The 13,844-nt window shown below is 44.5% G+C and carries 12 protein-coding genes and 1 pseudogene; 8 read left to right on the top strand and 5 right to left on the bottom strand.

Going from position 1 to position 13,844, the window contains the following annotated elements; all coding sequences use genetic code 11:
- The 3 genes and pseudogenes from IQQ51_RS26865 to IQQ51_RS09290 all read left to right on the top strand — a co-directional run.
- A partial coding sequence (locus IQQ51_RS26865; RefSeq protein WP_228012757.1) for an ATP-binding cassette domain-containing protein occupies positions 1-445 on the top strand: 445 nt, incomplete at its 5' end.
- Between the two features lie 90 nt (positions 446-535).
- Positions 536-909, top strand: a pseudogene (locus IQQ51_RS09295) (PilZ domain-containing protein).
- A 49-nt stretch (positions 910-958) separates the two neighbouring features.
- On the top strand, positions 959-1,969 hold the full coding sequence (locus tag IQQ51_RS09290) for a M23 family metallopeptidase (RefSeq protein ID WP_193840874.1): 1,011 nt from the start codon (positions 959-961) through the stop codon (positions 1,967-1,969).
- 143 nt (positions 1,970-2,112) lie between these two features.
- On the opposite strand, the gene tyrA is transcribed toward IQQ51_RS09290, so the two are convergent.
- The 4 genes from tyrA to IQQ51_RS09270 all read right to left on the bottom strand — a co-directional run bounded on the left by tyrA (position 2,113) and on the right by IQQ51_RS09270 (position 6,528).
- Positions 2,113-3,240 (bottom strand): bifunctional chorismate mutase/prephenate dehydrogenase, encoded by a 1,128-nt coding sequence (gene tyrA, locus IQQ51_RS09285; RefSeq protein ID WP_050622330.1) that lies wholly within the window; start codon positions 3,238-3,240, stop codon positions 2,113-2,115.
- A gap of 118 nt (positions 3,241-3,358) precedes the next feature.
- Positions 3,359-4,432: a 3-deoxy-7-phosphoheptulonate synthase gene (locus tag IQQ51_RS09280; protein ID WP_017059354.1), complete on the bottom strand. Its 1,074-nt coding sequence runs from the start codon at positions 4,430-4,432 to the stop codon at positions 3,359-3,361.
- Positions 4,433-4,678: 246 nt separating this feature from the next.
- Entirely contained in the window at positions 4,679-5,668 is a 990-nt protein-coding gene (gene nagZ / locus IQQ51_RS09275) for a beta-N-acetylhexosaminidase (RefSeq protein ID WP_193840873.1), read from the bottom strand.
- 11 nt (positions 5,669-5,679) lie between these two features.
- Positions 5,680-6,528, bottom strand: coding sequence for a MurR/RpiR family transcriptional regulator (locus IQQ51_RS09270; RefSeq protein ID WP_193840872.1), 849 nt, complete (start codon positions 6,526-6,528; stop codon positions 5,680-5,682).
- A 241-nt stretch (positions 6,529-6,769) separates the two neighbouring features.
- Here IQQ51_RS09270 and IQQ51_RS09265 point away from each other — a divergent pair, with 241 nt between their 5' ends.
- Genes IQQ51_RS09265 through murQ form a run of 4 tightly spaced genes read left to right on the top strand, consistent with a single transcriptional unit; the run spans position 6,770 to position 11,325 of the window.
- Positions 6,770-8,362 carry a sodium:solute symporter gene (locus IQQ51_RS09265; protein ID WP_193840871.1) on the top strand — a complete coding sequence of 531 codons (1,593 nt, stop codon included), beginning with the start codon at positions 6,770-6,772 and terminating at the stop codon, positions 8,360-8,362.
- Between the two features lie 3 nt (positions 8,363-8,365).
- Positions 8,366-9,250, top strand: a complete 885-nt coding sequence (locus IQQ51_RS09260) for a BadF/BadG/BcrA/BcrD ATPase family protein (RefSeq protein ID WP_193840870.1) — start codon at positions 8,366-8,368, stop codon at positions 9,248-9,250.
- Positions 9,247-10,359 (top strand): anhydro-N-acetylmuramic acid kinase, encoded by a 1,113-nt coding sequence (locus IQQ51_RS09255; RefSeq protein WP_193840869.1) that lies wholly within the window; start codon positions 9,247-9,249, stop codon positions 10,357-10,359. Before IQQ51_RS09260 ends, IQQ51_RS09255 begins: the two co-directional genes overlap by 4 nt.
- Before the next feature lie 45 nt (positions 10,360-10,404).
- A complete protein-coding gene (murQ, locus tag IQQ51_RS09250) occupies positions 10,405-11,325 on the top strand; it encodes an N-acetylmuramic acid 6-phosphate etherase (RefSeq protein WP_048658073.1) in 921 nt (306 codons plus the stop codon).
- 264 nt (positions 11,326-11,589) lie between these two features.
- Here murQ and IQQ51_RS09245 read toward each other — a convergent pair whose 3' ends face one another.
- On the bottom strand, positions 11,590-11,940 hold the full coding sequence (locus IQQ51_RS09245) for a DUF2799 domain-containing protein (RefSeq protein ID WP_193840868.1): 351 nt from the start codon (positions 11,938-11,940) through the stop codon (positions 11,590-11,592).
- A 332-nt stretch (positions 11,941-12,272) separates the two neighbouring features.
- On the opposite strand from IQQ51_RS09245, the gene IQQ51_RS09240 reads away from it, so the two are divergent.
- Positions 12,273-13,763, top strand: a complete 1,491-nt coding sequence (locus IQQ51_RS09240) for a carbon starvation protein A (RefSeq protein WP_050651904.1) — start codon at positions 12,273-12,275, stop codon at positions 13,761-13,763.
- The last annotated feature ends 81 nt before the right edge of the window (positions 13,764-13,844 follow it).

Here is a 13,844-nt window from a genome sequence, read left to right as displayed (position 1 = left end):
CTCTGAAGGCGCTGATATCATTAAGATCAACAACTTCGAAATCCCTGCGCGTGCTTACTGTTCTCGTTTCAACTTTAAAGGCAACGACCAACAGAAGATCATCGGTGAGCTTTCTGGTGGTGAACGTAACCGTGTTCACTTAGCGAAGCTGCTAAAAGCGGGCGGTAACGTACTGCTACTCGATGAGCCTACCAACGACCTTGACGTTGAAACGCTACGTGCTCTTGAAGAAGCGCTGCTTGAATTCCCTGGCTGTGCAATGGTTATCTCGCATGACCGTTGGTTCCTTGACCGTATTGCGACCCATATCTTAGACTACCGTGATGAAGGTCAAGTTAACTTCTACGAAGGTAACTATACTGAGTACACTGAGTGGCTTAAGCAGACTCTAGGCGCACAAGCGGCAGAACCGCACCGTATCAAGTACAAGCGTATCGCTAAGTAAATAAGCTTGTATTTTGAACAAAGGCCGCGATAATAGCGGCCTTTGATATATCTGGCTTACGTGTAATGCATTGATATAGAGAGATTACTTATGGTTGAAAGACGTCAATTTTCACGAGTTATTTATCAAGTCCCGACTGAGATATCACAAGGACACGTAAATGTATCAGGCTCAGTGCAAGACTTATCACTCCATGGTTTACTCATTCAATTCAATGCAATGAATCAAAACAACTTAGCCATGATGTCCCTGTTCAAGTGAGCTTTAAACTCGAAAACAGTGATATCAATATTCAGTTAGAAGCAACGATAGTCTCTACCATCAATACCTCAATGCGTTTACGCATAGAGCATTTAGATATTGATAGTATCAGCCACCTTAAGCGCCTTGTGGAGCTTAAGGTTGGCGACGATGAACTGCTTTATAGAGAGATTGAACACCTTACCGATTTAGGTAGTGAGTGACATCTCCATTACCCTTTTTCTATTAGAAGCATTTAGTTAATACAGAACCATGTCTAAAAAACTATCCATTACTATTCCCTCCAGTCAGGGGGAACAGACGTTTTACTTCGGCCGTAAAGCCGTGCTCATTTGCACTACTGCCATTTTTTCAGTACCGCTATTGATTGGCGGAGCGGCGTACATGCACTTCGAGAGTAAACAAGAGCTCGCGCTACAAGCGGGTGATGCCCAACAGTTGATTGAAACGTTGATTGTTGAAAAAGAACAAACTGAGTTTCTTTATGCTGAGCAAGTAGAAACCAACCATTCGCTATCGCAAATACTGACCGAGAAAGAAGGCACGATTCAGCTACTTGGTAAGCGTGTATTCGATGTGGAATCAGTACTGGGTCTTGCTGATGAAGAGCTGCTTACCGATGATATTTCTTTAGAAGATCGCATTGATGCGGCTGCAGTCGATTCAGCAGTAAGAGCCACGATGTTCCGTTTGATTCCAAACGACAGCCCGATGGCTTATCAACGTATCTCTTCTTCTTATGGTAGCCGCACTAACCCTATTTCAGGGAAACGCCATGTACATACTGGTATCGATCTAACGTGTAAGCGTGGTGAAGATATTGTGGCGCCCGCAGATGGAGTCATTGAAACGGTACGCCCAAGTAAAAAAGGCTTCGGCAACTTTATTACTATGCGTCACTCGTTTGGTTTCATGAGTTCTTATGCGCACCTGCAAAAGTTCAAGGTACGTAGCGGTCAGTTTGTGAGTAAAGGCGATGTCATTGCGAGCTGTGGTAACTCTGGTAACTCAACCGGTCCACACTTGCACTATGAAGTACGCTTCCTTGGTCGTTCACTGAACCCGCAATACTTGATGGATTGGACACCGGAAAACTTCAACCACGTGTTCGAGAAAGAGAAAAAAGTTAAGTGGGGCCCATTGGTTCAACTGATTGATAATGTGGTTCGCTTGCAGATCAATCTAACGAATGTGCCTTACATTAGCTCGACCATCGACACCGTATCGAGTGAAGAGAGCAAAAAACCTATCACGACTAACTAGTTGTTAGGGGCTAAGAGCTGTTGATTTGGCCTATGATGATCTAATTGCTTTTAGTCTACTGTAGGCCAAATGCTTTCGTAGCGTTCAGCACAAACAAAAAGAGCGACCAGATGGTCGCTCTTTTTTATGATTTCAAATCGGCATTAACCACGATGAATCGAGTCATGTGCTTGTTTTAGAAGACTTTGGCTCTCTTGCAAGAATTGTTGTGAGTAGTCACCAAACCAATCACTCACTTGGTTGAAGCTCTCAACAAACTTAGCCTTATCTTTGCCATCTAGGATTTCTAACGCTTCTCCGAAACAGCTATGGAAGCGTCGAATCATCTCAATATTCTCATCCGAAGAAAGGATGATATCACCGTACAAGTTCGGGTCTTGAGCAAACAGACGACCAACCATCGCAATCTCTAGTCGGTAGATTGGCGAGCTTAGCTTCAGAAGCTGATCGATATTCGGGTTCTCTTTACTCAGGTGCAAACCGTAAGCAAAAGAGGTGAAGTGACGAAGTGCTTGAATCAATGTCATGCCGTGATCGTGTTCAGCTGCATCCATCTGGCAAAGGCTCGCTCCCCAAATACCAAATTGATTCAGTAGCCATTGGTAGCTTTCAGCACCACGACCATCACTGTAAACAATCACTTGCTTAGCAAGACTTGGAACATCAGGGCCAAACATTGGGTGCAATCCAACCACTGGGCCTTGGTGCATGTTCATCATTGCTTGCAGAGGTTTAGATTTAATTGACGTCAAATCACATAGAATACAATCACTTGGTAGGTTACCTAGCTTCGCAATCACACCTTCAGTTAAGTGGATTGGAACCGTAACAACCACAAGCCCAGCATTATCTAAGATTTCGTCGGCCTTATCCCAATCTTGGCTGCCGAGGATCTTCACTTCGTAGCCAGACAGTTTGAACATACGACCAAACAAGCCACCAAGTTGACCATTACCACCAACGATAACCACTGAACGTAACTCTGGGTTAAGACACTTAAAGCCAGAATCTTTCTCACTGGCATAAGACTCACGCATAGTACGACGCAAAATATCTTCGATTAACTGTGGTGGAACTCCTATTTTCTCGGCTTCTTGACGACGAGATGCCAGCATCGCAGCTTCACGCTCTGGTACATAAATAGGTAAACCATGTTCACTTTTTACTTCGCCTACTTTCTCTACTAGAGCAAGGCGTTGAGCCAGTAAATCCAACATTTGTTTATCGACAGCATCGATTTGGTCGCGTAATTCGTTCAGTTCAACGGCCATTTTATTCCTTACTAATCTATAAGCCCGTGCCAATCTATAAGCCCACAATCACGCAGGTTCGCTAGCAACAGATCTTAAAATGCCCCATTAGATGAGGCACTTAAATTTAAAACTCTGACTAACCTTTCAAGCGGTTCTCTAAGAACGGGACTAATTCCGTATGTGCATGTTTCAATAGTGCCTCAGTTGAATCCCAATTGATACACGCGTCGGTAATAGAAACGCCGTATTTCATCTCATTGAGAGGTATATCCGAAGATTGGTTTCCTTCGTTTATATGGCTTTCAATCATCAGGCCGATAATCGACTTGTTGCCTTCACGAATTTGGTGAATCACATCTTCTGCAACTAAAGGTTGGCGACGGAAATCTTTACGAGAGTTCGCGTGGCTACAGTCGACCATTAGCGCGGCCTCTAAACCAGATTTACCCAGCTCTTGCTCACATTCGTGTACTGATACTGAATCGTAGTTCGTCTGCTTACCGCCACGTAAAATCACGTGACCATTTGGGTTACCTTGCGTTGTTAGTAGTGCAACTTGACCTTCGCGGCTGATACCCATGAAACGGTGGCTAGAAGAAGCCGCCTGCATTGCATTGATTGCAGTGCCTAGGTTGCCATCTGTACCGTTTTTAAAACCGATTGGCATTGAAAGACCACTTGCCATCTCACGGTGAGTTTGAGATTCAGTAGTACGTGCGCCAATTGCCGCCCAGCTAAAGGTATCTGCTAGGTATTGCGGGCTGATTGGATCTAATGCTTCAGTCGCTAGTGGGATTTCCATCTCAGCGAGTTCAACAAGTAGCTCACGACCAACATGCAGACCATGCTCAATATCAAAAGTGCCGTCTAGATGCGGGTCATTGATCAAACCTTTCCAACCGACAGTGGTACGAGGTTTCTCAAAGTAAACACGCATAACAATATACAGTTGATCGCTAAGTTGCTCAGATAAGGCTTTTAGGCGTTTCGCGTACTCTTTCGCAGCTTCAATGTCATGGATAGAACATGGGCCACATACAACAAGCATGCGATGATCTTTCTTATGAATGATGTTTGCGATAGTTTGACGAGACTCTTGAATGAAACGACGAGCATTATCACTCAAAGGCAGTTTTGCTTTTAACTCCTCAGGAGTAATCAGTACCTGTTCGTCGATGATATTGACATTGCTTAATTCACTTTTCTGCATAACTCAACCTGTATATTTATTTTTACACCCAACATTTCCATTTGGGCTAACAATCTTTAAAAACACAATAACAGCTAAAAAAACGATTGCAAGTGTAAACAATAAAAAACATTCACTGTAAACTTTAATTTACACACCAACTTTAACTCACTCTAAAGAATAAATAGGTTTAAACCACGGATCGCACATACAAAAAAGGCGATATTTATCATATCGCCTTATCTAAAATTATTATGTGTTTATTTATCACTCACTGCCTAGCATTCGCTTAATCGTCTCTGAGGTCTCTTTCCACCTAGCATCCGAGTGAAGTGTCGACAAATTAAAGCTGTGTTTTTTAAGCAATGAGTTGGCTAAAGGCACCTCTTGAATCGCTAAGTGATCCAGAGCTTCAATTTGTGCATCTCGTTTATTACACATCAACACCATGTCACAACCTGCATTCAAGGCCGCTTTCGCTCTGTCGGCTGGTCCGCCCATTATGGCAGCGCCTTCCATCGTTAAATCGTCAGAGAACACCAAGCCTTTAAACCCAAGCTGCTGTTTCAATACTTTCTGTAGCCAATACTGTGAACCGCTCGCAGGTTGATCATCATAGTGAGAGAAAACCACGTGCGCAGGCATCATGGCATCCAATATTCCAGCTTCAATTTGCGCCTTGAAGATTGCCATGTCGGTTTCAAAGATATCGTCTCTAGGGTCATATGGCGTTTCTAAGTGAGAGTCAGCAATCACGCCACCGTGTCCAGGGAAGTGCTTGCCTGTCGTCGCCATGCCAACCGACTTCATACCCTTAATAAAAGCACTACTATGACGAACGATGGTATCAATATCTTCACCAAACGCTCGGCTACCAATCGCTTTACAGTCGTGGCCTTTATCCAATACTGGCGCAAAGCTCAGATCGATATCATGGGCAATCAATTCCGCCGCCATCAGCCAACCCGCTTGTTCTGCTAACTGTTCGCCATTATTCTTAGTCGCGAATTCTTGAGCTGCTGGGATAATTGAAAAGCCATCACGGAAACGCTGTACTCGTCCGCCTTCTTGGTCAACGCCGATTAAAATAGGACGTTTTGCAACTTTGCGAATCTCTTTATTTAACGCCGATAACTGTTTGCTATCGTGGTAGTTTCGAGCAAATAAGATGAGACCACCAACAGTTGGGTGCTCCAAAATCTCTCTGTCTTCAGCTGTCAGCTCGTAGCCTGCAACATCAACCCACAACGGTCCCATAAAATTTCCTTCTATTGCTTAAATTCCGCTACTGCAGATTTACTTTGTTCAATTAATTGGTCGGCCTGCTCTTCCTGCTGAGTTAACGCAATGAACAACAAGTCAGTAATAAAAAGTTGGCTATCACGCGCGGTGATAGATGAGCTTCGAATATGATTTTCGTCTGCCGCCGAGATGAGTTTGATATCAGCGTATTTATCTAAAGCAGAAGGGGATAACTGGCTTACCACAATCACCTTGGCCTTTTTCGATCTAGCCAACTGGGCAACCTTCACCACTTCTCTGGTGTTTCCTGAATAGGAAATTGCAACCAACACATCATTTTCAGAAAGAGAAGCGGCATTAGCAATCTGAATGTGAGCATCCTGTTCTGCGTTAACAGCATGACCTATTTTCATCAGCTTATAAGCGAAATCTTTCGCAACCAGAGACGATGCACCCACCCCAGAAATCTGTACTTTATTAGCAAGGTGCAGCAAGTCAGCAGCATTGCTTAACTGTTCACCTTCATTTAATAACACTGTACGCTCAAGCGATTGTGTTTTACTTGCAAGAAGTTTGTCCATCACCGTATCTGGCGGATCTTTTCTGGTGATGGTGCCGTGTATTCCACGTTGAGATACTGGCTGGTAGGTCATATCACTCTGGTAGAGCTTCACCTTCATTTCAGAAAACCCTTTATAGCCGAGCTTCTGACTAAACTTGACGATTGTCGATTGGCTCACACCCACCGCTTTAGCCAATTCAGGAGAGGAGAGCAGCTTAACTTGTTGTGGATGATCTAATACATAACGAGCCACCAGCGAATCCGATGGCGAGAGTTTTGGTAATAACGCTTTAACTTTCGCAATACCTTTCATTAAACGCCCTTCCCTCTGCCTACGCCTCGCTATCATAACGAGTTTTGTATTTTCATTGGAATAATTATTCCTTCACATTCTGCTGTTTGGAATAGCTAACACAGCCTTCTGGGATCACTGTCAAAGAAAACCATTGGTCACTATTCCACCAAGGAATAGATTTTGAAACTCATTATTCAAACTGACATTCTGAAAAAATAATAATAAACACCCTCTATCCTATTCATGCTACGGAGCTGCTATGAATTCACTATTTACTTCGCTGGACTGGGCAGTATTTGCGGTTTACTTCGCTGTTATCGCTTTTACAGGCTGGCACTTCAGTCGAACCAAAATCACGAGCACCAAAGACTACTTCTTAGGCGGTAACTCGATGCCAATGTGGGTCGTTGCCATCTCAGTACTGGCGACCTCGCAATCGGCAGCGACGTTCTTAGGTGGACCAGAATCTAGCTACCGTGGCGATCTCACTTATCTAGCGACCAACATTGGTGGAATTATTGGGGCTGTCTTTGTCGCATTAGTACTAATACCTCGCTTCTACAAAAACAAAGTCTCTACCGTTTACGAACTGCTAAAAGTTCGTTTTGGCGAGAAAACAAAACAGCGCGCAGGTGTGATGTACTTGGTCGGTCGCATATTTGCTTCTGGTGCGCGCCTATACATGGCCGCTATCGCTGTCTCCATGATTCTATTTACCAACATTGATCCAAGCAGCGTAGTTACTTCAGTGGTCATTCTGGTTGCCGTTGGCCTTGCTTATACCTACATGGGTGGCATTCGTTCCGTTATCTGGAGCGACCTAATTCAGCTGGTGGTTTATGTCGGTGCAGCCATTGCTGTGATCATCTATTTATTGGGACAAATTCCAGCTGATTTCAACCAAATTGCGCAGGTACTGGCTAACCCTGGTGAAGGCCAAGCTTCGAAACTGACTTTATTAGATTTTAACCTCGACTTTAGCCCTGCTGGCACCTTCAGCTTTTGGGCATGTATTACGGGATTCGTGCTGTTAAACATTGGTGCGTTTGGCCTTGATCAAGACATGACTCAACGTGTTTTGACTTGTAAAGATGCTAAGCAAGGTTCAAAGGCGATGATTAACTCAATCATTTTCTCAATTCCAGTTGTGCTTGTATTCATGTCAATTGGCCTACTTTTGTATGTCTTCTACCAAAGACCTGAACTGATGGGCGTTGAAGGTAAAGAAGTTGTTCAAAATTTTAATGGCGAGAACGTCACGATTTTCATGTATTACGTGCTGAATGAAATGCCAGCAGGTCTTAGAGGCTTGGTTACTGTTGGGGTTGTTGCGGCGGCACTTTCAACACTAAATTCTGGATTAAACTCAATGTCATCAGTGGCTATTCAGGATATCTACAAACCTTGGCTAGAAGCTCGTAAAGGAGTACAAGATGATTTCCATTACGTGAAAGCTGGCCGGTTTGGTATGGCGGCGGCAGCTGTGGCCTTAGGTAGTATGGGAATCCTGTGTTACTACTGGCAGCAGTACACTGACATGCCACTGTTATCGTTTGCTTTGAGTGTGATGGTCTTTGCCTACACAGGGTTGTTGGGTGTCTACTTCACCGCGATATTCACCGAGCGCGGTAACGAAATTTCGGTCGCTTTAGCTCTAATGGCAGGCTTCTTCACCACTCTGCTGATGCAAGCTTATGTTTGGGATAGCGTGATGGGCGTGATTAACGATGATTGGGTAGGAGTTCGTTTAGCGTTCCCTTATCAACTTTGTGTTGGCACATTTGTATCGTTAATCGTGTGCCTTTCAGGAAAGAAGCAAACTCAAGAAGTTAATAAACTACAAACGGTTTAGCCAATGATTACCCATACTTTGGCAGTCGATGGCGGTGGAACTAAAACCGCCATTAGACTGAAGCGAATATTACCAACACTAAGTAACATCGAAGAGTGTATTTTACCTGCGACGTCATTGACCTTATATGGTGAAGCTGCGATCACTCAACTGACTCATTATATTGATGAAATGTTGAGTGTTAATCAGATAAAATCACAACAGTGCTATATTGTGGTTGGCGTTGCTGGCGTAGGAAACTTAGATTTAAAAGCCAAACTGCAATCGGCGTTAACCCATTGCCCGCACCTGTATGTAACGACTGATGCAGAAGCGTCAGTATTTGGTGCTAATTCAGGACAAGGGGTTAACTGTATTGCGATTGGGACGGGAGTTGTTGCGATTCAATTGGACGCACAACAAAAGACTCATCAAATTGGTGGCTGGGGTTTCCCAATTGGTGACCAAGGTGGTGGCGCTTGGCTTGGTTTTCGAGCTGTTCAACAAACTCTCGTTGAATTAGATAACAAGCGCACTTCTTTAACGAGTCAGCTTGTAATGCGAAAGACAGGCAACGAACGCAACCAAATTCTACAGTGGATTGACAAAGCTAATGCGACCGATTACGCCCAATTTGCACGAGAGCTCGTTGATATGGAACAGCGCTGCTCAACGGCAAGTACCATATTAAAACAAGGTATTGAAGAAATAGAGAAGCTCACACGAACATGCTCAGACTATAACTCATTACCGATTATGTTCTTAGGCAGTTTAGGACAGTTCTATCGCCCTAGGCTTTCCCAAGAACTCCAAGTTCGTACCTTAAACATTCAAGGTAATGCTCTGGATGGTGCAGAAGTCATCGCTAACCAAAAGATCCAGCAGCTTAATTTAGGAAGTGAACAATGAAATCAGAGTTATATATCGGTGTGATGTCAGGGACGAGTATGGACGGCGTTGATACGGCCTTAGTTTCGATTGAAGATACGCGCATCACATTGCTGGCTCATGATGAGTTCCCAATGCCTGACGACCTCAAAGCACGTCTGCTTGAAGTTTGTATTGGTCAGAAAACCGATTTGATTGCCATTGGAGAACTCGACCACCAGCTTGGCCATCTATTTGCTGATGCGATTCTGCAACTTCTCGAAAAGTCAGGGACACCTGCATCTTCTGTGACTGCGATTGGTAATCATGGTCAAACGGTATTCCACCAGCCAAGCGGCGAATCTCCATTTACTATGCAGTTGGGTGATGCCAACATCATTACCGCTAAAACACAGATTCAAACGGTTGCCGATTTCAGGCGTAAAGACATGGCATTAGGCGGGCAAGGTGCGCCACTCGTCCCAGCCTTCCACCACACGATTTTCCACCCGCAAGACAGCTCGGTTGTGGTGTTAAATATTGGTGGTATCTCGAATATTTCAGTACTGCGCCCTAATCAGCCAACGCTTGGTTATGATACAGGCCCGGGCAATATGTTGATGGACGCTTGGGTTGATAAACACACGGGTGAGAAGTTTGACCGTGATGCGCAATTTGCGCTTAAAGGTCAACTCAATCAAGCTTTACTCGAACAGTTGTTAAATGAATCTTATCTATCTCAAATGCCACCGAAAAGCACCGGCAGAGAGCTGTTCAACCTACCCTGGCTAGAGCAACAGCTTACAGAATTTAAAGATCTTACGGCAGAAGATGTTCAGTGCACGCTTTGTGAATACACCGCATTGACGATAGCCAATGAAGTGGAGACTTATCGCTTGGGTGACCAGCCTGCACTGTATGTGTGTGGCGGTGGTACAAGAAACCCATTGTTGATGAAGAGATTGTCCGAACTGCTTCCAAGTTGGGATGTTGACTCAACGACCAGTAAAGGCGTTGATGCCGATTACATGGAAGCGATGGCTTTTGCGTGGCTTGCTCAGCGTCATGTTCATCAACTGCCAAGCAATTTACCAGAAGTGACTGGCGCAAGCAGAGCGGCCTCTCTAGGCGTTCTCTATCGTGCTGACTAAACCATTTTAGAACCATCATTTTAGAATCACCATTTAAGGATCATTATGAGTAACGACGCTCTCATATCAGCGCTCTCGCACCTCGTTTCGGAGGGGAGAAACCCTGATACTATGGATATTGATCTGCTCACCTCTCTCGAAGTGGTTGAAAAGATTAACCAACAAGACAAACAAGTCCCACTGGCGATTGAAGCGGAACTGCCGCAGATTGCGAAAGCGGTAGATAAAATTGCTCATGCCTTTCAAAACGGTGGCCGACTGATTTATATGGGCGCAGGCACCAGTGGTCGATTAGGTGTGTTAGACGCATCAGAATGCCCACCGACTTTCGGTGTTTCAGACAAAATGGTTATCGGCCTAATTGCAGGTGGACCAGAGGCGATTTTAAAAGCCAAAGAAGGCGCAGAAGACTCGCTGACTCTCGGTATTGAAGATCTGAAAGCGATTCAATTTTCAGAAAATGATGTCGTAGTGGGTATAGCTGCCAGTGGTCGCACACCTTACGTGATTGGTGCACTCAACTATGCCAATCAGCTTGGCGCGGTGACCGTTGCATTGTCTTGTAACCCTGATTCTCCAATTGCTGAAATCGCTCAAATCGCAATTAGCCCAGTGGTTGGCCCAGAAGCATTGACTGGTTCAACACGACTCAAATCAGGTACAGCACAAAAGCTGGTGCTTAATATGCTGACGACTGCCAGCATGATTCGCATTGGTAAAAGCTACCAAAATCTGATGGTCGACGTAAAAGCGACCAATGAAAAGTTGGTTGCCCGCGCTGCTCGTATCGTTATCCAAGCAACTGAGTGCGACAAAGCACTGGCAGTCTCGACACTTAAAACGACTGATTACGATGTGAAGTTGTCTATTTTGATGATTCTAACAGGGCTAGATTTAGAATTGGCCAAGGCTCAGCTTGATAAGCAAAATGGCTTCTTAAGAAAAGCAGTCGAGAATAATCAGTAATCTGCTGATACCAATCACAGTAAGTAAGTGATCATAAATAGCGCAGGAAAAATTCTTGAGAACAAGGCAGAAATTTTCGATAAGTAGTTATTCTACAATCAAAATTTCTAACGATGTTATCGAGTGTTTTAACCAGCTAGGATGGCCAGTTATTTACTACGATTGGTATTATACTGTTGACCGTTCCTATCGCTACATACAAAAAGACCAGTGCACATGCGGTACTGGTCTTTTTAGTTTTAATTTTTTCTCGCTAGCTTGGGCTTAATAGTCGTTTGAGAACTCATCCCAGCCACGTTGCCATTCCATACGGAAACGTTGAGCGTCTTCCGTACCAGAACACACGCCTTCATACACCTGACCAGATAAACCAATCTGATAAGCATGGTTCGGATTACAATATTCAGTCACACCTAGGTGGTAACCTTCTGTGTAACTCGCTTGATCGACTGCACCAAGATCAGTCATCTCTGAATACGAACGCTGAGTGTGGCCTTTGATACCATCTCGATAGCCAATCTCTTGCCAATTGCCTTCAGCTGCTAAATCTTGAACATTGGCGCTGCATCCTGCAAGGCTAAATGCCACGGCGAATAGTGCGATTATTTTTTTCATTTCAGTCCTTTATATTTACCTAGCCACTTCCTGACGAAGCATTGCCTTTGTGGTGATTCTCCGCTGAACACTGGCTAATGTCCACTTATGTCTGTTATCTGCCACTGATATCTATTGGTTGCCGCTTAAAGCTGATAAATCACCACTTACCAGAAGCAAGACACATCTCAACATGAATAACCAACCGCTCTACAAACGTAACAAACCACTCAATCAGTTATAACACCACTTAATTGACTATTCGACCACTCACTCTCATAGCGGAAGTTTCTTCTCATACACTCCTCTAATATACACCCTGACTTAATTAATACATTCAGGGATAACAAATTATGATGTGGTTTCTTACCTGTGTTGCAGCACTCATTGGTGGCTACTTTATTTACGGTGCCTTTATCGAGAAAATTTTCGGTATCAATGAAAAGCGTCAAACACCTGCTCACACCAAGCAAGATGGCGTGGACTACGTTCCAATGTCGACACCAAAGGTTTACCTAGTTCAACTGCTTAACATTGCAGGTGTCGGTCCAATCTTCGGCCCTATCATGGGTGCCCTTTATGGTCCGGCAGCGATGCTTTGGATCGTGCTAGGTTGTATCTTCGCAGGTGCAGTACACGACTACTTCTCAGGTATGTTATCTATCCGTAATGGTGGTGCTTCAGTTCCAACCATCACTGGACGTTACCTAGGCAATGGCGCAAAACACTTTATGAACATCTTTGCCATTGTTCTACTGCTTCTAGTTGGTGTGGTATTCGTATCTGCTCCTGCAGGCATGATCACTAACCTAGTGAACGACCAAACTGATTTCGCGATGTCTGCAACAACCATGGTTGTTATCATCTTTGCTTACTACATCATCGCAACGATTGTCCCTGTCGATAAAATCATTGGTCGCTTCTACCCACTGTTCGGCGCACTGCTTATCTTCATGTCTGTTGGCCTAATCACTGCGATTGGTCTTTCTGACGAGCACCAAATCATGGGTGGCTTCGAGATGAAGGACATGTTCACCAACATGAACCCGAATGACCTACCACTTTGGCCTGCTCTATTCATCACTATCGCTTGTGGTGCTATCTCTGGCTTCCACGCAACTCAGTCTCCACTAATGGCGCGTTGTATGGAAAACGAGAAGAACGGTCGCTTCGTATTCTACGGTGCAATGATTGGTGAAGGCATCATCGCTCTAATCTGGTGTGCACTTGCTCTGTCATTCTTCGGTTCAGTGGAGTCTCTATCTGATGCAATTGCAAACGGCGGCCCTGGTAACGTGGTATACAGCGCTTCATTTGGTCTACTGGGTGTATTCGGCGGTATCCTTGCTTTCCTTGGCGTGGTTATCCTACCAATCACTTCTGGTGACACAGCATTCCGTTCAAGCCGTCTTATCCTTGCTGAATACTTCAACATGGAACAGAAAACACTGCGTAACCGCCTGCTGATGGCTCTACCACTGTTCGTTATCGGTGGCATCCTGACTCAAGTAGATTTCGGTATCATCTGGCGCTACTTCGGTTTTGCTAACCAATCAACAGCAGTCATGATGCTATGGACAGCTTCGGCTTACCTACTTCGTCACAACAAGCTGCACTGGGTAACCACGGTTCCTGCTGTGTTCATGACATCTGTGTGTATCACATTCATTCTGAACAACAGCCAGCTAGGCTTCGGTCTACCAATGCAAATCTCAACCATCATTGGTGTGGTGAGTGCACTTGGTGTTGCGGCTTACGTTATCAAGATTTCAAAAGGCAAAGGCGATATCGACCTTGCTGATGAAGAAGAGAAAGAAGCAAAAGGCGTAACCAAAACTGCCTAGTTCTTTCAGACTCTTAATAAAAGAGGCACGTCTTCATAGAGAGGCAAAAGAACAGCCAAACACACTTCGTTTGCTCCCGTA

Source organism: Vibrio sp. OPT18 (genome assembly GCF_015163615.1).
GTDB lineage: Bacteria > Pseudomonadota > Gammaproteobacteria > Enterobacterales > Vibrionaceae > Vibrio > Vibrio coralliirubri.
Note: the sequence above shows the minus strand (reverse complement) of the source record. Positions and strands in the feature narration are given on the sequence as shown.